This window comes from Blautia sp. DFI.9.10 (assembly GCF_024461705.1).
Lineage (GTDB): Bacteria > Bacillota > Clostridia > Lachnospirales > Lachnospiraceae > Blautia_A > Blautia_A fusiformis.
Genome location: NZ_JANGAA010000017.1, coordinates 50,821 through 75,166, shown reverse-complemented (window position 1 = coordinate 75,166; position 24,346 = coordinate 50,821). Strand labels below are relative to the sequence as shown.

General features: G+C 44.5%; 21 protein-coding genes and 1 riboswitch. Of the genes, 5 read left to right on the top strand and 16 right to left on the bottom strand.

The annotated features are described in order from the left end of the window. Window positions 1-198: 198 nt before the first annotated feature. The 15 genes from NE671_RS11235 to NE671_RS11165 all read right to left on the bottom strand — a co-directional run bounded on the left by NE671_RS11235 (window position 199) and on the right by NE671_RS11165 (window position 21,489). Complete coding sequence (locus NE671_RS11235) at window positions 199-2,085, bottom strand: beta-N-acetylhexosaminidase (protein ID WP_256163976.1); 1,887 nt, start codon at window positions 2,083-2,085, stop codon at window positions 199-201. Window positions 2,086-2,164: 79 nt separating this feature from the next. Next, a complete protein-coding gene (gene add, locus NE671_RS11230) occupies window positions 2,165-3,211 on the bottom strand; it encodes an adenosine deaminase (RefSeq protein WP_147603996.1) in 1,047 nt (348 codons plus the stop codon). A 101-nt stretch (window positions 3,212-3,312) separates the two neighbouring features. Next, window positions 3,313-5,103, bottom strand: coding sequence for an aminopeptidase P family protein (locus tag NE671_RS11225; RefSeq protein ID WP_256163975.1), 1,791 nt, complete (start codon window positions 5,101-5,103; stop codon window positions 3,313-3,315). Window positions 5,104-5,107: 4 nt separating this feature from the next. Beyond that, window positions 5,108-5,911: a bifunctional hydroxymethylpyrimidine kinase/phosphomethylpyrimidine kinase gene (gene thiD, locus NE671_RS11220; protein WP_256163974.1), complete on the bottom strand. Its 804-nt coding sequence runs from the start codon at window positions 5,909-5,911 to the stop codon at window positions 5,108-5,110. Further along, entirely contained in the window at window positions 5,908-6,588 is a 681-nt protein-coding gene (locus NE671_RS11215) for an HAD family hydrolase (protein WP_256163973.1), read from the bottom strand. Before NE671_RS11215 ends, thiD begins: the two co-directional genes overlap by 4 nt. Before the next feature lie 204 nt (window positions 6,589-6,792). Further along, complete coding sequence (locus tag NE671_RS11210) at window positions 6,793-8,205, bottom strand: amidophosphoribosyltransferase (protein ID WP_021651456.1); 1,413 nt, start codon at window positions 8,203-8,205, stop codon at window positions 6,793-6,795. A gap of 262 nt (window positions 8,206-8,467) precedes the next feature. Next, complete coding sequence (locus NE671_RS11205; protein WP_256163972.1) at window positions 8,468-11,029, bottom strand: heavy metal translocating P-type ATPase; 2,562 nt, start codon at window positions 11,027-11,029, stop codon at window positions 8,468-8,470. A gap of 36 nt (window positions 11,030-11,065) precedes the next feature. Beyond that, entirely contained in the window at window positions 11,066-11,377 is a 312-nt protein-coding gene (locus tag NE671_RS11200) for a metal-sensing transcriptional repressor (protein WP_022427232.1), read from the bottom strand. Between the two features lie 232 nt (window positions 11,378-11,609). Then, window positions 11,610-13,037, bottom strand: coding sequence for a tRNA (N6-isopentenyl adenosine(37)-C2)-methylthiotransferase MiaB (gene miaB / locus NE671_RS11195; protein ID WP_173740848.1), 1,428 nt, complete (start codon window positions 13,035-13,037; stop codon window positions 11,610-11,612). Window positions 13,038-13,138: 101 nt separating this feature from the next. Then, complete coding sequence (gene cls / locus NE671_RS11190) at window positions 13,139-14,713, bottom strand: cardiolipin synthase (RefSeq protein ID WP_021651460.1); 1,575 nt, start codon at window positions 14,711-14,713, stop codon at window positions 13,139-13,141. 80 nt (window positions 14,714-14,793) lie between these two features. Beyond that, entirely contained in the window at window positions 14,794-14,970 is a 177-nt protein-coding gene (gene rpsU, locus NE671_RS11185; protein WP_004222305.1) for a 30S ribosomal protein S21, read from the bottom strand. A 165-nt stretch (window positions 14,971-15,135) separates the two neighbouring features. Beyond that, window positions 15,136-17,778, bottom strand: a complete 2,643-nt coding sequence (gene alaS / locus NE671_RS11180; protein WP_173740849.1) for an alanine--tRNA ligase — start codon at window positions 17,776-17,778, stop codon at window positions 15,136-15,138. An 86-nt stretch (window positions 17,779-17,864) separates the two neighbouring features. Beyond that, window positions 17,865-19,091, bottom strand: a complete 1,227-nt coding sequence (gene tyrS / locus NE671_RS11175; protein ID WP_015524942.1) for a tyrosine--tRNA ligase — start codon at window positions 19,089-19,091, stop codon at window positions 17,865-17,867. A gap of 563 nt (window positions 19,092-19,654) precedes the next feature. Then, window positions 19,655-20,143: a ribonuclease HI gene (rnhA, locus tag NE671_RS11170; RefSeq protein WP_173740850.1), complete on the bottom strand. Its 489-nt coding sequence runs from the start codon at window positions 20,141-20,143 to the stop codon at window positions 19,655-19,657. Between the two features lie 77 nt (window positions 20,144-20,220). Then, window positions 20,221-21,489 carry a cell wall hydrolase gene (locus tag NE671_RS11165; protein ID WP_195274599.1) on the bottom strand — a complete coding sequence of 423 codons (1,269 nt, stop codon included), beginning with the start codon at window positions 21,487-21,489 and terminating at the stop codon, window positions 20,221-20,223. 174 nt (window positions 21,490-21,663) lie between these two features. Between NE671_RS11165 and NE671_RS11160 the strand changes: the two genes are divergently transcribed. After that, window positions 21,664-21,963, top strand: a complete 300-nt coding sequence (locus NE671_RS11160; protein WP_015524939.1) for a hypothetical protein — start codon at window positions 21,664-21,666, stop codon at window positions 21,961-21,963. A 19-nt stretch (window positions 21,964-21,982) separates the two neighbouring features. Here the strand turns inward: NE671_RS11160 and NE671_RS11155 are convergent, their stop codons facing one another. Then, window positions 21,983-22,117, bottom strand: a complete 135-nt coding sequence (locus NE671_RS11155; protein ID WP_022426548.1) for a hypothetical protein — start codon at window positions 22,115-22,117, stop codon at window positions 21,983-21,985. 106 nt (window positions 22,118-22,223) lie between these two features. Between NE671_RS11155 and NE671_RS11150 the strand changes: the two genes are divergently transcribed. From NE671_RS11150 to NE671_RS11135, 4 genes are all read left to right on the top strand, one after another. Next, window positions 22,224-22,580: a hypothetical protein gene (locus NE671_RS11150; protein WP_022426549.1), complete on the top strand. Its 357-nt coding sequence runs from the start codon at window positions 22,224-22,226 to the stop codon at window positions 22,578-22,580. Further along, a complete protein-coding gene (locus NE671_RS11145) occupies window positions 22,577-22,852 on the top strand; it encodes a hypothetical protein (protein ID WP_173740852.1) in 276 nt (91 codons plus the stop codon). Before NE671_RS11150 ends, NE671_RS11145 begins: the two co-directional genes overlap by 4 nt. A 219-nt stretch (window positions 22,853-23,071) precedes the next feature. Then, a riboswitch (THF riboswitch) is annotated at window positions 23,072-23,168 on the top strand. A gap of 144 nt (window positions 23,169-23,312) precedes the next feature. After that, the gene (folE, locus tag NE671_RS11140; RefSeq protein WP_015524935.1) at window positions 23,313-23,870 is read left to right on the top strand and encodes a GTP cyclohydrolase I FolE; all 558 of its coding nucleotides are present in this window, start codon (window positions 23,313-23,315) and stop codon (window positions 23,868-23,870) included. Beyond that, entirely contained in the window at window positions 23,870-24,346 is a 477-nt protein-coding gene (locus NE671_RS11135; protein ID WP_021651470.1) for an HD domain-containing protein, read from the top strand. Before folE ends, NE671_RS11135 begins: the two co-directional genes overlap by 1 nt.

Sequence of the window (24,346 nt, the reverse complement as noted above, 5' to 3'; positions counted from 1 at the left end):
TTTTGGTTCAAGGTTACGAACGAGCACCGCGAGTTTCGCAATTACCTATTTTATAACTATCTTTTCACAGGTTAATTATACATTAAATTCTATAATGCAGTTGTAACTGATTTGTAACAGCAAAAAAGGAAACCAAAACCATTCTGTGAGAATAGTTTTGGTTTCCATACGTAGCCGGATTCCTTTCATTTACCTTTATCAGATCGTATCATTCAAATCACATCCACTGATGATGCGATTCCATAAGTTCTCCCGCTTGTCCATTCCTTTGGTAAAATAGGGAAGTCTTTTCTCTTCCAGTTCTTCCAGACGAAGCACATTTCCATTCAGATAATTGTCAATCCGGTATCCTGTACTTTTAAGTCTTGTAATCACGCCACCGATTTTTATATCCAGAATCTCATAACCAAATGGCTTTGCATCGTTCATCCAGATTTTTTCTCTTGATGATTTCATATCTGTCAGATTGCAGATGATTCCAGGAATAACATTCTGACTGATATCTTTCAACGCTGCTCTGTCCGATCTGTCATATGCTGATTTTATACACATGCCCAAATCGGCTTTATCAGCTAATACCGCCGCCAGTTTTTCATAAAATGAAAATAAAAGCTGATATTTTCCTGTTTTTTTTGCACATTCCTTCATACATTTCTGTATGTTTTGGTAGTAAGATTTTGTATTGACACCTGATTCTTTCACATGATAATCAAAAATGCCTAACATTGGATCCTGGTATAACAGATATTTTGAAGGATTTTGAGCCTCTTTATTCTCTTTCGTATTTAAGAATAAGGAATCAAAATTGTCAAGTGCCATAAAATCATCAAATTCTCCGCCTGTGCAGTCCCTGAACTCCTGCTTAAGGATTGTTTCGTCATAGTCTCTGTGAAAATCAAGGTGTGCAAAAAGTACAAGTCCCGGAAGCAAAGCATCCACCGGGGTTTCTGCACCATTATCCATCCATGCTGTACAGAGCACCTCTTTTATATTGTATTTTTTACAAGTAGAAAGAGCTGCTTTGGTACACGCATAGGTCTTAGAATAATTGGGGGAAATTCCGTTCCAAATCCAAGATCCTCCTGCAAAAATAACGTTATCCGAAAGCTGCGCATGGATATCCAGCATTTTTTCATAGGTTCTGGTATCATCATGATAATAGTCCCAATATACTAATCCTAAATCTTTTTTCGGTTTTTCCCATTTGGAGCAGTCCGTGTTTTCGGGCAGATCATAGTATCCGCCTGTAGAATTTGCTGTAATGTACATGTCACTCCATATCATAGGCTTTAATTCTAATTTTCTGCAAATATCTACGACCCTGTTACAATGTTCCCTGATTATCAGTGACCCTTTTTTATATCCATTTTCTTTTAGATAATTTCCAAGTCCCAGCATGACAGCCTCATCCATTCCAAGATGTACCCTGTTGGTAGAAAAATTCTCCTTTACTGAGCTGAGCAGCTTTTCAATAAACTGATAAGTTTCCTCTTTTTCAGGCTGGAGAATGTCCGCAGAATCACGAATCTTATCCATTCCCGGCCACTTCAGCGCATTGTGCAGATGAGCCAGGGTCTGAATACACGGAACAAGCTCTACCCCAAACATGGAAGCGTAAGCATCCAGTTCTTTTATTTCGTCCTTGGTGTATTTTCCACGATAAGCTCCAAAATAAGGCTGCCCCTCTACTTCATAGGTATCTTCTGTATAAAGCATGAGTACATTCATTCCAAGTTTTGCCAGTGTCTTGATCAGGAATTTCACCTTTTCAACTGTAAATACAGCATTTCTGGAACAATCCAGCATAAGACCGTTTCTTTCAAAACAGACATGCTCTTGATATTGAAATTCATCCTCTTTCATATGATGTATGGCATAATTAAGTGCGCGGTAATAATGAGATATTTCCCGACAGATGATACGAATCTGGTTTTCTCTTTTATTTATCAATATTTCTGGTCTGTCCTGAAATTTAACAAACAATTCTATATTTTGGTTGAAACCGTCATTTTCGGCCAGCAGTATTTCAGTACCTTTTTTAATAGTATTATATTCTTTCTTATCAGATGAAAAAACAATGTTCATAAGCATTCCTCTTTCTTTAGGAATTCTACTCTTCTTAACAAATCAATCTTTTTTAGCAGAGTATCCCCCTGTCAATGTTCTATTTTATTCGTTTGTAAATAATCGGCTCACCATAATTTTCATACGGTTCAGAAAAAAGCTGTTCTTTCAGTTTGCATTTTCTGTTCCTGGAAGTAAAGGCTGCCTCCACAGAATTCAGAAGCAGCAGCCTTTTCTGCTCCTGGGTAAGATTTAACAGAGATTCCATATATCGGAATTCCCGGGAAAGGGTTGTTCTTTCAATCGCCGGATCATCGGTATTTAAGGTTACCTTAAGTCCCATTTCGAGAAATGCTTTCAGCGGATAAGCAGACATTTCTTCCACAGCTTTTGTCTGGCGGTTGCTTGTAGGGCACATTTCCAGAAAAATCCCCTTATCCTTTACAAGCTGTATCACTTCCTTATTTCCCGCGATCTTCACACCATGACCGATCCTGACTGCCCCCATATGGACAGCTGTTTTTACATCCTCTGCATTTCCGGCCTCGCCTGCATGGATGGTAAATGGAACCTGATATTTTCTTGCTTTTGCAAAAAGCGTCTCGTAATTTTCTGTTGGAAAGAGTGCCTCGGCTCCTGCAAGATCGATAGCAACCACGCCGCCATCTTCAACAAGATATTTTTTTGCCAGCTCCAGAGTTTCCAGATTTTCTTTCTGGTTAAGATCACCGCGCATACAGCATAAGATCAGATTACCGGGGATGGGAGCTCTTTTCAGACCACGTAATGCAGCATGGATCGCTGTTTCCTGAGTCATTTCCTTCTGTATATGAAGCTGTGGGGCAAAACGAAGTTCTGCGTAGATCACACCGTCTTCTTTCATTTCAGAAAGGATAAGATAAACAGCCTCTTCCAATGCCTCTTCTGTCTGAAGAAGGGAAAGAGGCAGGTCAAAGCATTTCAGAAAATCATTGAGATTTTCGCAGGTATCCGGCACAGAAAGGAGAGAAAGAAGCTCTTCATCTGTGGCAGCCGGAAGCGTGATCTGCTGCAATGCGGCAAGTTTTCTGGCTATCTCTGTGGTAATGCAGCCGTCCAGATGTGCGTGGAGATCGATGTAGTGATCAATTCTATTTTCTGTTTTCATAGGCGCTAAGTACCTCCCTGGTTGGATTTATTCTTATCCCTGAAATGGTTTTGCGTTTCTTATGGTATCTGTCGGAAGGAAATATTAAGGTGAATTCCGGGTTATATTTCCTGTGTGGCTTTTTTTAACCAGGATTGCTCTTCTTCATTCAGATACGGAGAAATCTTTTCGTATACAAGGGCATGATACTGATTGAGCAATTTGCGCTCTCCTGCTTCCATCTGTTCCGGATCTATACCTTCCAGATCAAATGGGACCAGAGTCAGTGGCTCAAATTTCATAAACTGGCCGTAGGATGTTTTTTCGGCTTTTTTGCAAACTACAAGATTTTCGTGACGGATGCCGAATTCATTTTCCGCATAATATCCCGGTTCATCGGAGGTGATCATCCCTTCTTCTAGAACAGGAGCCGGAAGCTCGGCAGGGCTTTTCCAGCGGAAGCTCTGCGGTCCTTCGTGTACATTGAGAAGATAACCTACGCCATGGCCGGTTCCGTGGTTGTAATCCTCTCCCATAGCCCAGAGAGGTCCTCTAGCCAGGGCATCTAGATTCAGGCCGGTACAGCCGTAACGGAATTTTGCTGCTGCCAGGTTCAGGTGTCCACGGAGTACTGCTGTGAAATATTTTTTTTCTTTTTCAGTAACCGGGCCAAGTACAACGGTGCGGGTGATATCAGTAGTGCCCTCCAGATAATGTCCGCCTGTATCCATCAGAACCAGCCCTTTTGGCTCCAGTGGAATATTGGTTTCTTCTGTTGCACTGTAATGGACAATGGCTCCATGTGCACCGTAGGCAATGATGGGATCAAAGCTGTTTCCCTGAAAATTCTCCTGTACGGAACGGAATTCATAGAGCTTATCAGCAGCGGAAAGCTCGGTGATCTTTTGTTTTCCCACATTTTTCTTCAGCCAGTGGATAAACTTCACCATTGCAACGCCATCTTTAATATGGGCTGTCTTTTCATTCCGGACTTCGGTTTCATTTTTGATGGCTTTTGGGAGAAGGGTCAGATTTTCACCGTCCAGGATCGTTACCGTCTTTGGAATACTGCTGACCAGCCGGCTGTTTACATTGCTTCTGGAAAGAAATACCTTTTTCTCTTCGGGAATCGTCTGTACATAGGTGTAAATATCATCATATGGATAAATGGCAATACCGTCTTTGGAAAGTGCTTCCTTAACAGAATCCGAAAAGGCTTTTTCATTGACAAAAAGACGGAGCTCACTGTCATCCAGCACAAGATAGGAAAGAACTACCGGGCAGCAGTGGATATCATTTCCGCGGATATTTAAAAGCCATGCAATGTCATCAAGGGAAGTGAGGATAAAGAGGTCTGCGCCCTTCTCTTTCAGTTTGCTGCGGATCTCACGGATCTTGTCTGCTCTGGATCTTCCGGCCCATTTTTCAGATAATTCCATTACCGGTTCACAGGAAAGTGCCGGACGGTCATTCCAGATATTTCCGATGAGATCCTCATTTACAGAAAAATGTACCTGTTTTTTCTGAAGGATTTTTTCTAGCGTCTCTGCTTCTTCTGCGCTTACGGTACGGCCATCGAAGCCGAGACACATTCCCTCTTTCAGATTTTCTTCCAGGAATTTGTGGATCGTTGGTACGTCCGGTTCTCCCATCTTAAACAGAGTAACCGGAGTTCCCTCTAACTGCTGTGCAGCCTGGATAAAATATCTTCCGTCTGTCCAGAGTCCGGCCATGTCCTGCATGATCACGGCAGTTCCGGCAGAACCGGTAAATCCGGTGATGTATTTTCTGCATTTAAAATAATCCCCAACATACTCAGAACCATGAAAATCATCGGTCGGAACCAGATAAGCATCGATTCCCTTTTCCTTCATTTGTTTTCGAAGAGCTGTGATCCGTTCTGTAACTGTCATAATCTTATGCCTCCTCTGTATAACTGTTTTTTATCGCAAAGCCATGATCCATAGGGCCGCTTCCCATTCCCAGATCCAGCATGGCAGCAAGGGCTCCGGAAATATAGTCCTTGGCACGGTTTACAGATTCCACCATGGAAAATCCCTTTGCAAGGTTGGAAGTGATGGCCGAGGAAAGAGTACATCCTGTTCCGTGGGTGTTGGGATTGTCGATCCTTTTTCCCTCAAACCACTGATATGTTCCATTCACATAGAGAAGATCATTGGCATCATTGAGCTTATGTCCGCCCTTGCAGAGAACTGCACAGTGATACTGCTCGGAAACCTGTTTTGCAGCTTCGATCATATCATCGGCGCTTTTGATCTTCCGTCCGGTAAGCACCTCGGTTTCCGGGATATTGGGGGTGAGAAGATCTGCAAGAGGAAACAGTTCTTCCTTCAGAACATCCACCGCCTCCTCACTGATCAGTCTTGCACCGCTTGTGGCAACCATAACCGGGTCCACCACGATATTTTTTGCCCGATACTGTCGGAGCTTTCCTGCGATCATATGGATCAGATCACTTTCGGAAACCATTCCGATCTTTACTGCATCCGGAAAGATATCCGTAAAAATACAGTCCAGCTCCTGACCCAGGAACTCTGCGGTTGCATTCTGGATGGCTGTGACACCGGTGGTGTTCTGGGCAGTCAGCGCGGTGATGGCACTCATGGCGTATACTCCGTTTGCCATCATGGTTTTAATATCGGCCTGGATCCCGGCTCCTCCGCTGGAATCGCTGCCTGCGATGGTTAATGCTGTTTTCATCTTTGGTTTCCTCCGTTTTCTGTGAATATATGGTTCTGTAACTCTGTCAGATCCCGACAGTAGATATAGGCATCCTTTTTCAGCTGTTCCTGATCCGGTTCTCCCAATGCGTCATAAATACCGGCAGTCAGAAATCCTGCTTTTCCGGCAGTCTGCAACGCGTAGAGTGAATCCTCCACAACCAGCGTCCGGGATGGCTCCGTTCCCAGTGCTTCTGCAGCTGTAAGATAGACCTTCGGAGAATGTTTGCTTTCTCCGATCTCACTGGTGGTATAGATTTTATCAAAAAAGGAAAGAAGTCCGTTTCTTTCCAGCGCCCGGCAGATATGTTCCCTGGGGCTTGAGGTTGCCACCGCAGCCGGGATTTTCTGTTCTGCAAGGCATTGAAGAAGTTCTCTGGCACCTGATTTTGCCGGGACCTCTTCAAAATAGTATTTACGGATCCGGGATTTCAGATCCATCACGATCTTTTCTTCGGAATACGCAAGAGTAAACCTGTTTTTCAGCCAGTTCGCTCCCTGCTCCATACTCATGGGAAAAAGGATTTCGTCCATTTCCGCAACCGGCTGATATCCCAGATCTGTAATATATCGTTTTCCAAGCTCCTTCCAAACAGAGAGCGAATCCAGAAGGACGCCGTCTGCATCAAATATCACGGCTTTTATAGGAAAAATCATGTTTATGCTCCTGAAAATTTTTTTGTGATACTCTGTCATTGGAACATTACGAAATAATTTCCCATGACATAAAAAACTGATATAAAAAACGCGGATATATCACAAAAGATATATCCGCATTTATTATAAGCCGCAGATATCCAAAATGCAACCGGGAGTTAAGGAGGCTCATCTGAAACAGCAGCTCTATTTTCAAAACATTTTTTATTCTTTACCGTTAAAACAATATGTGCATACATTACAAGGATCGATTCCAATGGATTCCAGAAGATCATCCAGTCTGTGATAGCGAAGGGTGGTAAAATTCTGCATCTCGCAGATATCCTGTACCATCTGCTCGTATTTCTCTGTATGTGGATCTGCATATTCATCCAGAACTTCCTGCGGACAGTTGGGGCCTTCTCTCTTCTCGATCACCTGACGAGTGATCAGCTCCATCTCAGATTTGGAACGTGAGAAGTTTAAATATTTGCAGCCGTACATGATTGGCGGGCAGGCAGGACGGACATGAACCTCTTTGGCTCCGCTGCGGTACAGAAATTCGGTTGTCTCGCGAAGCTGGGTGCCACGTACGATGGAATCGTCTATGAGAAGAAGTTTTTTATCCTTGATCAGCGCACGTACCGGGATCAGTTTCATTTTGGCAATAAGGTTACGCTGGTTCTGATTGGTCGGCATAAAAGATCTGGGCCAGGTTGGTGTATATTTAATGAATGGTCTTGCGTAAGGAATGCCGGATTCATTGGCGTATCCGATGGCATGGGCAATGCCGGAATCCGGAACACCGGCTACAATATCCGGGTGCACGGAATCGCCGTCTCTCTTTGCAAGCATGCTTCCACAGCGGTAGCGCATCTCCTCTACATTTACACCTTCATAAGAGGCTGTCGGATATCCGTAGTAAACCCAGAGGAAGGAACAGATCTTCATTTTCTTTCCGGGCTCAACCAGAGTTTTGACTTCGTCTGCTGTTACGAATACGATCTCTCCGGGGCCAAGTTCTTTATAATCTTCGTATCCAAGGTTGATATAGGCATGACTTTCAAAGGAAATACAGTATGACCCTTCTTTGTGGCCAATTTCCACAGGAGTTCTGCCCATCTTGTCACGGGCTGCATAAATTCCGTCTTTTGTCATAAGAAGCAGAGTCATGGAGCCGTCGATCAGTCCCTGTACGTACTGGATACCTTCCACAAAGTTGTCCTTTTCACAGATCAGTGCAGCGATCAGTTCGGTCACATTGACGGTTCCGTTGGTCATCTCCTGAAAATGTACCTTGGTCGTATCATACAGCTGCTGCAGAAGTTCATCGTAATTATTGATCTTTCCCACAAAAGTGAGGGCAAAGCTGCCGATCCTGGAACTGAACAGAAGGGGCTGAGGCTCATAATCAGAAATACATCCGATTCCCATATTTCCCTTCATGGAACCCACATCTCCGTCAAATTTTGTACGGAAAGGCGTGTTCTCAATGTTGTGGATGGCACGGTCAAATCCATGTTCTCCGTAAACAGCCATACCTCCGCGGCGTGTTCCCAGATGAGAATGGTAATCCACTCCGTAAAAAAGCTCCAGTACACAGTCATCCTTCGATGCTACTCCAAAAAATCCGCTCATAATGCGCTCCTCTCTACTACTATGATGTTAACGATTTCTGTTATCGTTCCTATATCCATAATCGCTACCAGTATAGCATAAGAGAATAGAAAATAAAAACCAATTTGGCGGATAATCCTGCTTTTTCAGAATAAACTATAAAGATATTAGCCGGATTTATAGAAGTGGAAAATTTTTTCTGTATGAGACAAAAGAAACAGCTCCGCTTTTACAGAACTGTTTCTTTTGGCCATTTGGCAAATATGTGGTTTAAAAATCCGGTTTATTCCTGGGTGATTCCCTTAAACTCGTAACCGGCTTCCTTGATCACTTCTTCAACCTTTGCCTCGTCAACCTTCTCAGGTACAGAGAATACAGTTGTTCCGTTCTCGTGGGAAGAAACTACGTCTCCTGCTCCGAAAGCTGCCTGGATGGCTTTGTTTACGTGTGCCTCACAGTGTCCGCACATCATTCCTTCTACATTGACCGTTACCTTTACCATTGTTTTGTTCTCCTTTTCTTCTTTTATATTTTCATCATGACTGATGTGTAATGTTACCGGATTTTTGATTTTTTTGTCTTTTGCTGCATTGTGGATCTGAAACAGATTCAGACGCAGTGCATTTGTTACAACACAGAAGCTGGAAAGACTCATGGCCGCAGCTCCGAACATCGGATTCAAGGTCCATCCGAAAAGCGGGATCCAGACACCTGCTGCAAGGGGAATGCCGATTATATTGTAGAAAAATGCCCAGAAAAGATTCTCATGGATATTCCGAAGTGTGGCGCGGCTTAAACGTACTGCCGCTGGAACATCGCTTAACTGGCTCTTCATCAGAACGATATCTGCCGCATCAATGGCAATATCTGTTCCTGCACCGATGGCAATTCCGATATCGGCTCTTGTAAGTGCCGGCGCGTCGTTGATACCGTCACCGACCATGGCAACCTTTCCCTGCTCCTTCAGAGTGCGGATCACACTTTCTTTTCCATCTGGAAGAACTCCTGCGATCACATCGTCAACTCCTGCCTGAGCTCCGATGGCTTTTGCGGTACGCTCATTGTCACCGGTAAGCATAACTACACGGATTCCCATGTTCTGAAGCTCTTTTACTGCACGGGGACTGTCTTCCTTGATCACATCCGCAACTGCGATGATTCCCAGAAGTTTACCGTTTCGTGTGAAAAGAAGGGGCGTTTTTCCCTGCTCTGCAAGCTGCTCGGCTCTCCTGTTAAGGTCTGCGGAAACCTTTGTCTGGCTGCTGATAAATTTCATGCTTCCGCCTGTCAGTTTGTCACTTCCAAGTATAGCGGAAAGTCCGTTTCCCGGAAGTGCCTGGAATCCGGTTACTTCACCTGTGGCAAGGTTCTCTTCCTCGGCTTTTTTGAGAACTGCCTTTGCCAGTGGATGTTCACTTTTTTTCTCCAGTGCACAGGCTAGAGAGAGAAGCTCTGTTTCTGTAACTCCCTCAGCCGGGAGAATATCTGTTACCTCCGGCTGACCGCTTGTAATGGTTCCGGTTTTATCCAGTGCGACGATCTGGACTTTTCCTGCTTCCTCAAGAGAAACGGCTGTTTTGAAAAGGATTCCGTTTTTGGCACCCATACCGTTGCCGACCATAATGGCAACCGGTGTTGCAAGGCCAAGTGCGCAGGGGCAGCTGATGACCAGAACGGAAATCCCCCTTGCCAGAGCATAACCGAAGGTCTGTCCTGCAAGAAGCCAGATGATCGTTGTGATCACTGCGATTGTGATCACTGCCGGTACAAACACACCGGAAACACGGTCTGCAATCTTTGCGATCGGTGCCTTGGTGGCTGCCGCATCACTGACCATTTTGATGATCTGGGAAAGAGTGGTATCCTCTCCCACTCTGGTCGCTTCGCATTTGATAAATCCGGACTGATTCACAGTTGCCGCAGAAACCATATCTCCGGTTTCTTTATCAACCGGGATACTCTCGCCGGTCAGTGCGGATTCATTGACTGCGGTGGTTCCTTCCAGGATCACTCCATCCACCGGAATATTCTCTCCCGGGCGGACGACAAAGGTTTCTCCTTTCTGAACCTGCTCAATAGGAACGGTAAGTTCCTGTCCCTTTCGTACCACAACCGCAGTTTTGGGTGCCAGCTTCATAAGGCTTTTAAGCGCATCCGTTGTCTTTCCTTTAGAACGGGCCTCCAGCATTTTTCCTACGGTGATCAGTGTCAGGATCATGGCTGCAGATTCAAAATAAAAATCCATCATGTAATTCATAACTGCAGCAGAATCTCCATCTACCTGTGCTCTTGTCATGGCAAACAGTGCATAGACGCTCCACAGGAAGGATGCCATGGAGCCAAGAGCTACCAGAGTATCCATATTTGGGGAACGGCGCCACAGACTCTTAAATCCATTGATGAAAAATTTCTGGTTGATCACCATGATGATACCAGCCAGGAGCAGCTGTACCAGTCCCATGGCTACGTGATTGCCGTCAAACCATTTCGGCAGTGGCCATCCCCACATCATGTGCCCCATGGAGAAATACATCAGCACCAGCAAAAATCCTACGGATGTGATAAGACGTCTCTTTAGGATCGGAGTTTCATGATCTTCCAGTGCTTCTTCTGCCGCAGACATGGAAATCTTCGCTCCGGCAGCTCCGCCCTTTAAGGATGCACCATATCCGGCGGCTTCCACTGCGGCAATGATCTCGCCGGATGAAGCGGTTCCTTCAACTCCCATGGAGTTGGTCAGAAGACTGACGGAACAGCTATTCACCCCCGGAACTTTTGATACGGCTTTTTCCACACGGGCAGAGCAGGCGGCGCAGCTCATACCAGTTACATTATATTGTTCCATTTTCTTTCAGTACCTCCTAAAATCCAGTTTGTCCCTTTATTTCATCAGCTTCTGGAGGGTTGCTACCAGCTCATCAATGGTCTCATCCTTACCTTCCCGGATATCCCGGGCAACGCAGGTGCGGATGTGGCTGGCAAGCAGCTCTTTATTAAACGCATTCACTGCAGCATTGACTGCAGCGGACTGAATCAGGATATCATTACAGTAGGCATCATTTTCCATCATTCCTATAATGCCTCTGATCTGGCCTTCAATACGTTTCAGACGGTTGATCAGCTTTTTTTTCTCCTCTTCTGAACGTGCAGTGTGTTTTTCACAACAGCAGGGACAGGCTTTCTTTTCAGACATAGGCTGTCTCTCCTTTCTCATAAATACCCTCATGGGGTATCCTCTATATATGGAATAATATATACCCTCATGGGGTATTTGTCAATAGAAACAGTATTTTTATAAAAAAAAAGCCCGCTCATCCGATAATGGCAATGAGCGGGTAATATAAACTTATAATTAGCCGAATCAGGTAAGTCCCCAACGGGGTTGCGAAAAACAATAAGCAGTGGGTGGGGACTTGTCGATAATTCTACTCTTCCACGATATGTCCGAAATAATAGAATCCCTTGCAGGTATCCAGGCTTACTTTTACATATTTGCCGATGAGATCTTTTTCTCCTGGGAAATGAACCAAGAGATTATGCTGGGTACGACCTGTAAGAGTACCCTTCTCCCGGTTTTCGTCTTCTACCAGGATTTCCTGAATGGTTCCCTGGAAACGGGAGGAATTTTCCCGGCCCTTTTCCTGCACCAGGGTAAGAAGACGGCTAAAACGGTCTTTTACCACATCCTCCGGCACCTGATTTTCCATGCCGGCTGCAGGGGTTCCGCTTCGTTTGGAATAAATAAATGTGAAGGCAGTATCATAATTTGCTTTTCTTACAACATCCAGTGTTTCCTGGAAATCTTCTTCTGTTTCTCCCGGAAATCCGACCATGATATCTGTTGTCAGCGAAATATCCGGGATTGCCTTACGGATCTTATCTACCAGCTCCAGATATTTCTCCTTGTCGTAACGGCGGTTCATTTCCTTTAAGACTCTGCTGCTTCCGGACTGCAGCGGAAGATGCAGGTGATGACAGATTTTTTTACTCTCTGCCATGGTCTGGATCAGTTCATCGGACAGGTCCTTCGGATGGGAAGTCATAAAACGGATACGCTTCAGTCCTTCGATCTTTTCCACTTCTTTCAGAAGTTCTGCAAAGGTCACCGGTGTTTCCAGAGTTTTTCCGTAGGAGTTTACATTCTGGCCAAGAAGCATGATCTCAGTAACGCCATCTGCGACCAGTTCCTCGATCTCGCGGATGATGGCCTGTGGCTCGCGGCTCTTTTCGCGGCCGCGGACATAAGGAACGATGCAGTAGCTGCAGAAGTTATTGCAGCCAAACATTACGCTGACTCCTGTTTTGAAGGAGTATTTGCGGGAAGTTGGCATGCCCTCTACGATTTCATCGGATTCCTTCCAGATATCAATGATCTGGTCGTCGGTCTGCAGCGTCCGGTAAAAAAGCTCCGGGAATTTATGGATATTATGGGTTCCGAATACAAGATTTACATATTTATAATCCTTGCGGATCTTTTCCACTACGTGATGCTCCTGCATCATACATCCGAACAGTACGATCTTCATATCCGGGTGCTCCCGTTTGATGCTCTTTAAATGTCCAAGATGTCCATAGATCTTCTGATTGGCATTTTCCCGGACTGTGCAGGTGTTAAATACAACTGCATCAGCATCCTCGGTATCTACCATTTCATATCCCATTTTTTCCATGATGGCCGCAATAGACTCTGTCTGGATGGAGTTCATCTGGCATCCTTCGTTCTGGATGTGGAAGGTGGGACGTTTCGTACTGTTTTTGGCAAGAAGCTCTTTACATTTTTCAATGTACTGAAGCTGGATCTCTGTTTCTTTGTTCTGGCTCAAATCAATTCCTCCAATAACTAAAAATTTCATATGTATCTATAAATTATTTTTCTTTAGACAATATCAGACGGGAGCATTGAACTCCCGTCTGATATATCATACAGAATTTACAGTTGTCTGTCAAAGAGTTTTTATAATAGCGGTGCAAAAACTCTCAGTACGTTCTGAATGGCACGTACCACAATATTTCTCTTCTGGCAGAATGCCAGATCAATGGGATCACAGTACTCCAGGGTTTCTGTAAAATCATCCCGGATGTCCAGGATCACATCATTCTTATACATCCAGACACCATCTTCAAAATGCAGATAAAGGCTTCGGTAATCCAGATTTATGGTTCCTACGACGCCTACTTTGTCATCACAGACAAAAGATTTTGCATGTAAAAATCCCGGCTGGTATTCGTAGATCTTTACACCTGCTTCCAGAAGCTGTTTATAATAAGACTGTGTCAGCAGGAAGACCATTTTTTTGTCCGGGATACCTGGTGTCATGATCCGCACATCCACACCGCTTTTTGCAGCGAGGCACAGGGCGGTCATCATCTCATTATCTATGATCAGATATGGTGTGCAGATATAAACATAGTTTTTGGCGCGATTGATAATATTAAGATAAACGTTCTCTCCTACGATCTCATCGTCCAGGGGGGAATCGCAGAATGGCTGGACATAACCGCTTCCCGGAAAATCGTTGGGGTGCCACCTGTGCGGAACATAATTTCCGAAATCAAGAGAAGTATCTGTTCTGGTAACGATTCCCCACATATACAGGAACATAGCTGTCATATTCCAGACGCCTTCTCCTTTCAGCATAACGGCTGTATCCTTCCAGTGGCCAAACCGTTTTCGCTGATTGATATATTCGTCAGCCAGGTTGATGCCGCCGGTAAAACCGGTCCAGCCATCGATCACACAGATCTTACGGTGGTCACGGTTATTCTGGATAATATTAAGGATCGGACGGAACCGGTTGAATACTTCGCATTTGATCCCCCGCCGGCGCATCTCCTGATCATACTTGTATGGCAATGTGGTAAGGCAGCCGAAGCCGTCATAGATCAGTCGGACATCCACTCCTTCTTTAGCCTTTTTTTCAAGGATATTAAGGATCGTCTGCCACATTACCCCGTCATTTATGATAAAATATTCGATAAAAATAAAATGCTTTGCCTGCTCCAGTTCATGCACCAGAACCGGAAACATATCATCTCCTACCTGAAAATACTCTGCTGTGGTATTCTCGTGAACCGGATATCTTGAATACTGCCAGATGTAATCCGACTGGATCCTCATGGAACGGTCGTCTTCGTTTAAACGTTTTCTTGTGAGCTCTGAGCCTTCTAGGTATTCAGCAGTTTCATCAATAAGATTCTGATAATGCTGCTCCATTACAGCGCCGATCCGTGACTTACCGAAAAGAAGGTACAGGGAAACACCAAATACCGGAAAAATAAGGATCAGCATCGTCCAGGCGAGCTTATAAGATGGATTGATCTTTTTATTTACGATCCACAGAACAACCAGAAAACCTATGGCCTGCATTCCGATCGTCACCCATCTGGAGTATTCCATAAGCCGGAAAAGGGCGATCAGCAGCCATGCCAGCTGCACAACAAGAGCCAGAGCTACATAAAAAATTCGATTAAATAATAATTTAAGGAGCGATCGCAATGGTTTGATAATCAGTTTAATACACAAATTCATATTTCTTTCCTTCGTCAAACGTTCCTGTTTCTATTTAATTAAAAATCCCTGACCATACAGCCAGGGATTTTTGCGCACAATTAATTATATTTACGTTTTCTTGCGGCTTCAGATTTTTTCTTACGACGAACGCTTGGCTTCTCGTAATGCTCTCTCTTACGGATTTCCTGCTGGATTCCCGCCTTAGCACAGCTTCTCTTGAATCTGCGAAGAGCGCTATCTAAAGTCTCGTTCTCTTTTACGATAACGTTTGACATAGACTCACACCTAACCTCCCTCCAGTTGTAGATTGTGCTAAAATACAACTGTCTGGGTATTTTTCTTGCACGAGTGTTATTATATAGCATAACAAGTGCTTTCGTCAACATCTTTTTCGATTTTTATGAAAAAAATGTCAAAACTGTAAATCACGCACAACTTTGTTATTTTGTGAGCTGTTTTTCAAGGATTCCTGCTGCTGCGTCCATAGCCTCCTGAGCCTTTTCCGGATTCTTTCCGCCGGCCTGTGCCATGTTCGGACGTCCGCCGCCGCCACCGCCAACGATCGCTGCCACTGCTTTGATCAGGTTTCCTGCATGAGCGCCTGCTTTCTGAGCTGCATCCGTTGCCATTGCAAGAAGATTAACCTTGCCGTTGTTTACTGCTGCAAGAAGGACAACACCTTCGCCAAGCTGCTCTTTCAGTTTATCACCCAGGTCTCTGAGACCGTTCATGTCAACGCCCTCAACTTTGGCTGCAAGGAGTTTTACGCCGTTTACTTCAACGACTTTATCCATGACATCGCCAAGTGCACTCTGGGCAGCTTTGCTCTTGAGGGATTCATTTTCGCTCTGAAGAGCCTTTACCTCAGCCTGCAGGTGACTGATCTTTTCTACAACCTCGGCTGTATTGGCCTTTAATGCTTTTGCAGCCTCATGGAGAAGCTCTTCCTGCTTTCTGTAGTATTCGATAACTGCTTTGCCGGTAAGTGCCTCAATACGGCGTACACCAGCTGCGATACCGGATTCGGACACGATCTTAAAGAGCATGATGGAGCTTGTATTCTTTACATGAGTACCACCACAGAGCTCTTTGGAAAAGTCTCCCATGGATACTACACGTACCTTCTGGTCATATTTCTCACCAAAGAGAGCCATTGCTCCGGATTTCTTGGCTTCTTCCACATCCATGACATCTGTATGGACATCAAGACCTGCCTGGATCTCTTTGTTTACAAGCTCTTCTGTTGCCTGGAGTTCTTCTGCTGTCATAGCCTGAAAATGAGCAAAGTCAAAACGAAGTCTGTCCGGAGTTACCAGAGAACCCTTCTGCTCTACGTGGGAACCAAGAACGGTTTTCAGTGCTTTCTGAAGAAGATGTGTTGCACTGTGGTTTTTCTCGGTATCTTTTCTTGCTTCTTCGTTTACCTTCAGGGATACTGTCTCACCTGAGGAAATCATACCGGATTCCATATGTCCTACGTGACCGAATTTGCCACCGCGGAGTTTGATGGTGTCCTCAACAACAAATTTACCGTTTGCAGTCTCGATCACACCGGTATCACCTTCCTGTCCACCCATTGTTGCATAGAAAGGAGTCTGCTCTACAAATACGGTACCCTTCTGTCCCTCTGTGAGAGAATCTACGATCTCTGTTTCTGTGGTAAGGACAGTAACCTTGGAATCAAAGGTAAGATGATCGTAGCCGACGAATTCTGTTGTTACGTTTACATCAATATCATCGTATACGGTTGCGTCTGCACCCATATAGTTGGTTACTTCACGGGCAGTACGTGCCTTGACTCTCTGTTCCTCCATTGCTTTTTGGAAGCCTTCCTCGTCAATGCCGTAGCCTTTTTCCTCAAGGATCTCTTTTGTAAGGTCAAGAGGGAATCCGTACGTATCATAAAGCTTGAATGCGTTGTCACCGGAAAGAGTCTTTTCATCTGCTTTTTTCATATCCTCTTCCATGTCGGAAAGGATACGAAGTCCCTGATCGATAGTTTTGTTGAACTGATTCTCCTCATTTGTCAGTACACGGAAGATGAACTCTTTCTTCTCCTCAAGCTCCGGATATCCGGCTTTGGAGCTCTCGATCACCTGTGCACTTAATTTTGCAAGGAAAGTTCCCTCGATGCCAAGAAGACGTCCGTGACGTGCTGCGCGGCGGATCAGACGGCGGAGAACATATCCACGTCCCTCATTGGTTGGCATGATTCCATCGGAGATCATAAATGTTGCGGAACGGATATGGTCCGTGATCAGACGGATGGAAACGTCATCTGCATAGTTTTTCTCATATTCTTTATGTGCGATCTCGCATACAAGATTACGAAGTGCACAAATTGTATCTACATCAAAAATAGAATCAACATCCTGAACAACTACAGCAAGACGCTCAAGTCCCATACCGGTATCGATGTTTTTCTGTTTCAGGGTTGTGTAGTTTCCGTTTCCATCGTTCTCGAACTGTGTGAAAACGTTGTTCCATACTTCCATGTAACGGTCGCAGTCGCAGCCTACCGTACATCCGGGTTTGCCACAGCCGTATTTTTCGCCACGGTCATAGTAGATCTCAGAGCATGGACCGCATGGACCTGCGCCATGCTCCCAGAAGTTATCCTCTTTTCCGAAACGGAAAATACGTTCAGACGGAATCCCTACTTCTTTGTTCCAGATATTGAAGGCTTCATCATCATCCAGGTAAATGGATGGGTAGAGACGGTCTGCATCAAGCCCTACAACCTCAGTAAGAAACTCCCAAGACCAGTGGATGGCTTCTTTCTTGAAGTAATCACCAAAAGAGAAGTTACCAAGCATTTCAAAGAAAGTACCGTGACGTGCGGTTTTACCTACATTTTCGATATCTCCGGTACGGATACATTTCTGGCAGGTTGTCACTCTTGTTCTTGGCGGCTTCTCAGCACCTGTAAAATATGGTTTCAGCGGAGCCATACCTGCATTGATCAGCAGAAGACTCTTATCTCCCTGAGGAACCAGGGAAAAGCTTTTCATTACAAGATGGCCCTTGCTCTCCATAAAGTCAAGGAACATCTTACGAAGTTCGTTCACTCCGTACTTTTTCATGTTGTTATCCTCCTTGTGTCAACCCTACCTGTCAGCATTTCCGGAATGCCGTAGCTTTATCCCGGAAATGTCACAGATATGGGAAATTATTTTACACAGATCTTTTTGAATTTTTTCTTGCCTCGTTTCAGAACGATCCCGTCCCCTGCAAAAGCATCCTTCTCAACCGTATGGTAAATATCGGTGAGCTTCTCACCATCGATGGATACACCACCCTGCTGGATCGCACGGCGACCCTCGGAACGGCTTGGTACCAGCTCTGCTTTTACAAGAAGTGTGATCAGGTCGATTTTTCCTTCCTCGTCAAAATCTTCCTCTGAAAGCTCTGTTGTAGGCATATGAGAAGTATCTGCACCTGAGAACAGTGCGCGGGCACCCTCCTGTGCTTTCTTGGCTTCCTCCTCACCGTGTACAAGCTCTGTCAGCTGGTATGCAAGGATCTCCTTGGCTTTGTTCAGCTCGCTGCCTTCCCATTTGGCCATCTCGTCGATCTCCTCAAGAGGAAGGAAAGTAAGAAGACGCATACATTTGATAACGTCAGCATCGTCTACATTTCTCCAGTACTGGTAGAAATCGAACGGGGATGTCTTATTCGGATCAAGCCATACAGCTCCGGACTGTGTTTTTCCCATCTTTTTGCCCTCAGAATTGAGAAGCAGTGTGATGGTCATGGCATAGGCATCCTTGCCAAGCTTACGGCGGATCAGCTCGGTACCGCCAAGCATGTTGCTCCACTGGTCATCGCCACCGAACTGCATGTTGCAGCCGTATTTCTGGTACAGCATGTAGAAGTCGTAGCTCTGCATGATCATGTAGTTAAATTCCAGGAAGCTTAAGCCTCGCTCCATACGCTGTTTGTAGCACTCTGCTGTCAGCATACGGTTTACGGAAAAGTGAGCACCTACCTCACGGAGAAGCTCTACATAGTTAAGGTTCATAAGCCAGTCAGCATTGTTTACCATAAGAGCTTTTCCATCAGAGAAATCGATGAAACGGCTCATCTGCTGCTTGAAGCAGTCAATATTGTGCTGGATGGTTTCTTTTGTCAGCATCTGACGCATATCGGTCCTTCCGGACGGGTCACCGATCATTCCTGTTCCGCCGCCGAGAAGGGCAATCGGACGGTTTCCTGCCATCTGCAGTCTCTTCATCAGGCAAAGAGCCATGAAGTGACCTACATGAAGGCTGTCTGCTGTAGGGTCAAAGCCAATATAGAATGTGGCTTTCCCGTTATTTACCATCTCTTTGATCTCGTCTTCGTCTGTAACCTGTGCGATCAGGCCACGTGCTTTCAGTTCTTCCCAAACTGTCATTGTTCTTTCCTCCTGTATAGTCATATAAAAAATGCCCGGTTCCTGTCCGTTTAGGACGAGAACCGGGTCCCGCGTTACCACCTAAATTTACAGAAAACTCGCATTTCCTGCCTCATAAAGTGAATCTACATCCCGTTATATCCATATATATCAAGATATAAAACCACTTCAGCACAATAACGGGTGCCATTCCGTCGCAGCCTATCTATAATACGCTATTATTATAAAATTTATAATTTACAGTATCAAATCCCGATTCGGTGCGCAGCTCCGGGATGTATTCACAAAAGTTCTACCCTGCGCCTCTCACCTGCCGGCTGCTCTCTGTGGGGGTTTCCTCAAGCTACTTCTTCCCTTCCAAGCCTTTTACTATACTATATGAAGTATACAAACTGCTTTTTTGTTTGTCAAGAAATTTTAATATTGCTTTGACAACTTAAAGTGGCAGAATGTTACTTTTTACTCTGTTCTCAGTAACACGCTTCGCGATGCACAGAATTTACGCTGATCGCATAAATTCGCGCGGTATGTTTCGGGTTTTCTGTGAGTGATCTGTGGAACTTTTATTTCTGTAAGCCATTTAATCCCTCATCTACGAAAAGGTCATTGCCGTCTGCCGCTGATGTGGCAAGCTGATCACAGCGTTCATTTAACGGATTATCTGCATGTCCCTTAACCCAGTGGAAGCTTACCTGATGCTGCTCCTTGGCCTTTAAAAGGCGTTTCCAGAGATCTACATTCTTCACATCTTCGTTTTTTCCACGTTTCCAGTTTTTCTTTAGCCAGGAATCGATCCAGTGCTGATTAAAAGCATCTACCAGATATTTGGAATCGGAATACAGATCCACCTGGCAGGGGCGGTTCAGTGTTTCCAGTGCTACGATGGCTGCCATCAGTTCCATCCGGTTGTTTGTGGTTTTTTTGTAGCCTCTGGACAGTTCACGTTCATGTAACTGGCCTTTGGTATCGATGTACTGAAGAACTGCTCCGTAACCTCCCGGTCCATCCGGATTTCCCCGGGCTGCACCATCCGTATAGATTTTCACCTGCATATTTGCTTCTCCTTAAATTTTCAATTTTATGTCCATACGCCTGTTTGTTCAAAGTTTACTGCCGGAGACTATGTTGCTTATACCCAGTCTACAAAAAATGTATGGCCTTTATAAGTTTCATATTTCACTTTGCTGAAATTCAGATTCTGGTTCCAGAAATAGCTGGTCATCATGAAATACATATAATTAAAATCTTTCTGTTTAAATCCTCTGAGTGTTCTGGCTTTGCCGGAAGTGACATGTTTATTGAAAATAGTCATTGCTTCTCTTGCAGCCTGATAAGCAAGAGTACGGTTTTCAAACTGACCATTGAGACGTTTGAGAAGGGCCCCGTTCCGCACTACAGAATACTGTGGGGTTGTGCTGCTTCCGATATTCTCATAGATCACACCTCGTATCGTAGATGGAAATTCCTTGTCTGATTTGATCGTACGATTCAGAACACAAAGTGCTACTGCTTCCATTCCGATCTTGCCCTGATCGCCTGCTTCTGATTCGCAAAGCGCGGCCAGAAGTGCTTCATCTGAGGTCTTTCCGTTTGCAATTCCGGGATGACTCTTATATTCCTTGACCATGGTGTAATATCTGCTGTTTCTGGTATCATAAATTTTAACATTTCCGTTTCCGACATTTACATTAGGTTTGGTAGTCTTCGCAGTGGCCACTCCGTTTGCTGCGATGGAGTATGTAATTCCATTCACTGTCACGGAGGTACTTACTGCCATGACACCGTTGGATTTAAAATAATAGTTCTTCTGATCGATCGTCTTCAGACCAGTATACATATAACCAGTACTGGTGGCAAAATAGTAGCTGATATTTTTGGATTTGTTTTTTACCCATTTGGTTGCCATATAACCGGAAGTTTTGTAAAAATAACGTTTCTGCCCTTTGCTGTTGGTGAGCCAGCCGGTTGCCATAATGCCTCCGCCTTTTGTGAAATAACGTTTCCTTCCCTTGCTGCAGTTTACCCAGCCTGTGGTAAGCTTACCTGTTTTGGGGTTGAAATAGCGCTTATGGCCTTTGGAATCTGTCATCCAGCCGGTTGCCATAACACCCTTGCCTTTTGTAAAATAGTAGGTATATTTGCCATTGACCTTCATCCAGCCCTTTACCTGTACTCCGGTCTTTGTGTTAAAGTAGTACTTGTATCCGCCCAGGGTCAGCCAGCCTTTCTGCTTGCTCCCATCACTTTTTATGTAGTATGTTTTTCCATCGATAGTTTTAAAGCCTGCAGTGGCAGCCTGTACCTCTTTTGCAGAAGCAGAAAAAACTGTGCTTCCCACGATCAGCAGCATGGCAAGCATCAGACCCTTCAGCCATTTTTTTGTTCTGAAACTCTTCATAATTTTCCCCATTTCCTGTTTTAGATATAAAAGCTAGTTTGTCTCAAAAATTACAAAAATGTTACATTTCGTTTATTATATCGTAATGAATAAACACTGTCAACTTTTTTGTAACTGTGGACGGACTCCTGCCATATGATGAAGTGTAAATAAAATTTGCTGGAGGACTTATCGATGAGTGACTTAGCGGCTACCAATTGTGGATGTGATTGCGGATGTGGTTGTGATTCCGGATGTAGCACAGGATGTGGATGTAACAATAACTGTGGCTGTAATAATGGCTGCGGAAATTCCCTGTTTGGAAACGGTGGAAACAGCTGCTCCTGTATCCTTTGGATCATCTGTCTGATGTGTTGCTGTGGAAACAACAGTGGCTGTGGCTGTAATAACAACGGCTGCAACGACAGCTGTTGGATCATCATCCTTCTTCTGCTTTTGTGCGGAAATGGATGCGGCTGCAACAATTGCTGCTGATCTTTTGAAAAGGCAGAGGTTATTTCCTCTGCCTTTTCTGCTGCCGTTTTTTTGCTTCCTCCTGTTTCTGTTTTTTCTCTTCCAGACATTTCAGATCTATTTCATAAAAAGAATTTCCATCAATGACAAGTTCCTGTTTTTTTTCAGATTCCATAATCACATTCCTTTGAAAAATTTCTTCTATATATAATATGACCAGAGAAGGTTTCTGTCATATTTCTTTCTGCAAATTCATAGATTTCAGGAAAAAGGATTTTTTTATGGAACAGGAGCCTATCGCACGTACTGCTCTGGATGAAATGGTGGAAAGTGACCAGGATCAGATGCTGAAAGCCATGATCCCGTACCTTCCTTCTTCCGGGCAGCGGTTTTTATCTGTGTATACGAAAGTCCGGGAACTTCGGAATACCATGTCGCTTTTTCAAAGCAGCCGTAGAACAGCCGATCTGCAGGCTACCGGTTTTTCCGGCACCGATCCTCTGGAAATGCTGCAGGATATCCGTAAGTGCTGTGGCGGAGAAAATCGCCGTCAGATCGATCATATCACCAGTCTTATGGCTACGATCCAGATGCTTCAGATCATGAATGAAGATTCGTCAGGAGGTGAGAATCCATGAGTGATGACTGGAAAAATAATCCCCGGCTTTCCGGAATGGACCCTCAGAAGCTTTCCATGCTTCAGGGTCTGGCAGATCAGGGATTGGGGAAAAATCCGTCCGAACTTCTGCCTTTTATCATGGGCGCAGCTTCTAAAGGAAAAAATGCGGGCTTAAATTTCAGCTCTGATGAGATCTCCACTATCATAGAAGTTCTGAAAATTGGGAAAAGTCCGGCAGAGGCAGCTAAGCTTGACAGAATTGTGAATCTGATGAAAATGATACGTCATTAACAGCTTTGTGATCCCGGAACAGCAGTTTTCTGTTCCGGGATTTTCTACTTTGTAATTCTTTTTATATTTGTCGGAATATAATCTGCAAAAATCTGACATATCCATAGATTCTATCGCATAATTCATAGAACATATTCCCTATTTTTGTGATATTTTTTTATCATTTTCCCTTTCTTCTTATATCAGTATATGGTATACTTGTCCGTGAAATGAATGATATGCAAAATAGGATTTTATGCGTCAAGTGTTTGGCGAATGGGGAGTTGTCGCCAGAACGAAAAGTACGTCTTACGGTATGAAATCCGCACCCGTTGCAGCAATATAAGAGAATATCTCATATTGTGTAGGGCTTTTTCGACATACGTTCTATTACAATTGGAGATATCTTTTTTTATGCGCAAAAATAAAAGAGACAGTCTCCGAAAAACGTGATTTTTTTAACAAATGGAGGTTGTTATTTATGGTAGACAAAGCAAAAGTTGAAGAGGCGATCAAGCTTCTTCTCGAGGGAATCGGCGAGGATGTAAACAGAGAGGGACTGCAGGGAACTCCGGAACGTATCGCCCGCATGTGCGAGGAAATTTATGGTGGACTTGATAATGAAGCGGATGAACATCTTCAGAAACAGTTTCATGTAGAGAACAATGAAATGGTTCTGGAAAAGGATATTACCTTTTATTCCATGTGTGAACATCATCTTATGCCCTTTTACGGAAAAGCTCATATCGCATATATCCCAAATGGCAAGGTTACCGGCTTAAGCAAGCTGGCCCGTACCGTTGATGTGTATGCAAGAAGACCACAGATCCAGGAACGTCTGACTGTGCAGATCGCAGATGCGCTGGAACGTGTTCTCGCCCCAAAGGGAATTATGGTAATGCTGGAAGCGGAGCATACCTGCATGACCATGCGTGGAATCAAAAAGCCGGGAAGCAAAACAGTTACGACTGTTACCAGAGGTGAATTTAAAGAAAATATGGAGCTTCAGAAACAGTTCCTTGCTATGGTCAAGGACTGATGGACAGAGTGAATCAGATCTGGAATCATCCGCTCTATCAGAATGAGCTTAATAAGCTTCAGCTTCTGGAGACTGACCGTGAATTCTGCAGACATACACCGGAGCATTTTTTGGATGTGGCACGCCTTGCCTATATCCGGGCACTTGAGGAAAATGCTCCTGTTTCAAAGGAACTGATCTACTGTACTGCCCTTCTTCACGATATCGGACGGGCCAGACAGTATGAAGATGGCACTCCTCATGATGAGGCCGGTGCTGCTATCGCAGGACAGATCTTAAACGAGCTTGGATTTTCTATGGAAGAAATGGAAGCGATCATTGCGGCAATACGTGGTCACAGAGCTCAGACGGATCCGACAGTTCTTGGAAAACTGCTCTATACTGCGGACAAAAGCTCCAGAAACTGTTTTTCCTGTAAAGCAGAGCCGGAATGTTACTGGTCTCCTGCCAAAAAAAATATGACGATCCAATATTAG

Excerpts from the sequence above, each read along its gene's own strand:
- NE671_RS11235 (WP_256163976.1), bottom strand. The coding sequence starts at position 2,085 with ATGAACATTGTTTTTTCATCTGATAAGAAAGAATATAATACTATTAAA.
- add (WP_147603996.1), bottom strand. The coding sequence starts at position 3,211 with ATGAAAACAGAAAATAGAATTGATCACTACATCGATCTCCACGCACAT.
- NE671_RS11225 (WP_256163975.1), bottom strand. The coding sequence starts at position 5,103 with ATGACAGTTACAGAACGGATCACAGCTCTTCGAAAACAAATGAAGGAA.
- thiD (WP_256163974.1), bottom strand. The coding sequence starts at position 5,911 with ATGAAAACAGCATTAACCATCGCAGGCAGCGATTCCAGCGGAGGAGCC.
- NE671_RS11215 (WP_256163973.1), bottom strand. The coding sequence starts at position 6,588 with ATGATTTTTCCTATAAAAGCCGTGATATTTGATGCAGACGGCGTCCTT.
- NE671_RS11210 (WP_021651456.1), bottom strand. The coding sequence starts at position 8,205 with ATGAGCGGATTTTTTGGAGTAGCATCGAAGGATGACTGTGTACTGGAG.
- NE671_RS11205 (WP_256163972.1), bottom strand. The coding sequence starts at position 11,029 with ATGGAACAATATAATGTAACTGGTATGAGCTGCGCCGCCTGCTCTGCC.
- NE671_RS11200 (WP_022427232.1), bottom strand. The coding sequence starts at position 11,377 with ATGTCTGAAAAGAAAGCCTGTCCCTGCTGTTGTGAAAAACACACTGCA.
- miaB (WP_173740848.1), bottom strand. The coding sequence starts at position 13,037 with ATGAAATTTTTAGTTATTGGAGGAATTGATTTGAGCCAGAACAAAGAA.
- cls (WP_021651460.1), bottom strand. The coding sequence starts at position 14,713 with ATGAATTTGTGTATTAAACTGATTATCAAACCATTGCGATCGCTCCTT.
- rpsU (WP_004222305.1), bottom strand. The coding sequence starts at position 14,970 with ATGTCAAACGTTATCGTAAAAGAGAACGAGACTTTAGATAGCGCTCTT.
- alaS (WP_173740849.1), bottom strand. The coding sequence starts at position 17,778 with ATGAAAAAGTACGGAGTGAACGAACTTCGTAAGATGTTCCTTGACTTT.
- tyrS (WP_015524942.1), bottom strand. The coding sequence starts at position 19,091 with ATGACAGTTTGGGAAGAACTGAAAGCACGTGGCCTGATCGCACAGGTT.
- rnhA (WP_173740850.1), bottom strand. The coding sequence starts at position 20,143 with ATGCAGGTGAAAATCTATACGGATGGTGCAGCCCGGGGAAATCCGGAT.
- NE671_RS11165 (WP_195274599.1), bottom strand. The coding sequence starts at position 21,489 with ATGAAGAGTTTCAGAACAAAAAAATGGCTGAAGGGTCTGATGCTTGCC.
- NE671_RS11160 (WP_015524939.1), top strand. The coding sequence starts at position 21,664 with ATGAGTGACTTAGCGGCTACCAATTGTGGATGTGATTGCGGATGTGGT.
- NE671_RS11155 (WP_022426548.1), bottom strand. The coding sequence starts at position 22,117 with ATGGAATCTGAAAAAAAACAGGAACTTGTCATTGATGGAAATTCTTTT.
- NE671_RS11150 (WP_022426549.1), top strand. The coding sequence starts at position 22,224 with ATGGAACAGGAGCCTATCGCACGTACTGCTCTGGATGAAATGGTGGAA.
- NE671_RS11145 (WP_173740852.1), top strand. The coding sequence starts at position 22,577 with ATGAGTGATGACTGGAAAAATAATCCCCGGCTTTCCGGAATGGACCCT.
- folE (WP_015524935.1), top strand. The coding sequence starts at position 23,313 with ATGGTAGACAAAGCAAAAGTTGAAGAGGCGATCAAGCTTCTTCTCGAG.
- NE671_RS11135 (WP_021651470.1), top strand. The coding sequence starts at position 23,870 with ATGGACAGAGTGAATCAGATCTGGAATCATCCGCTCTATCAGAATGAG.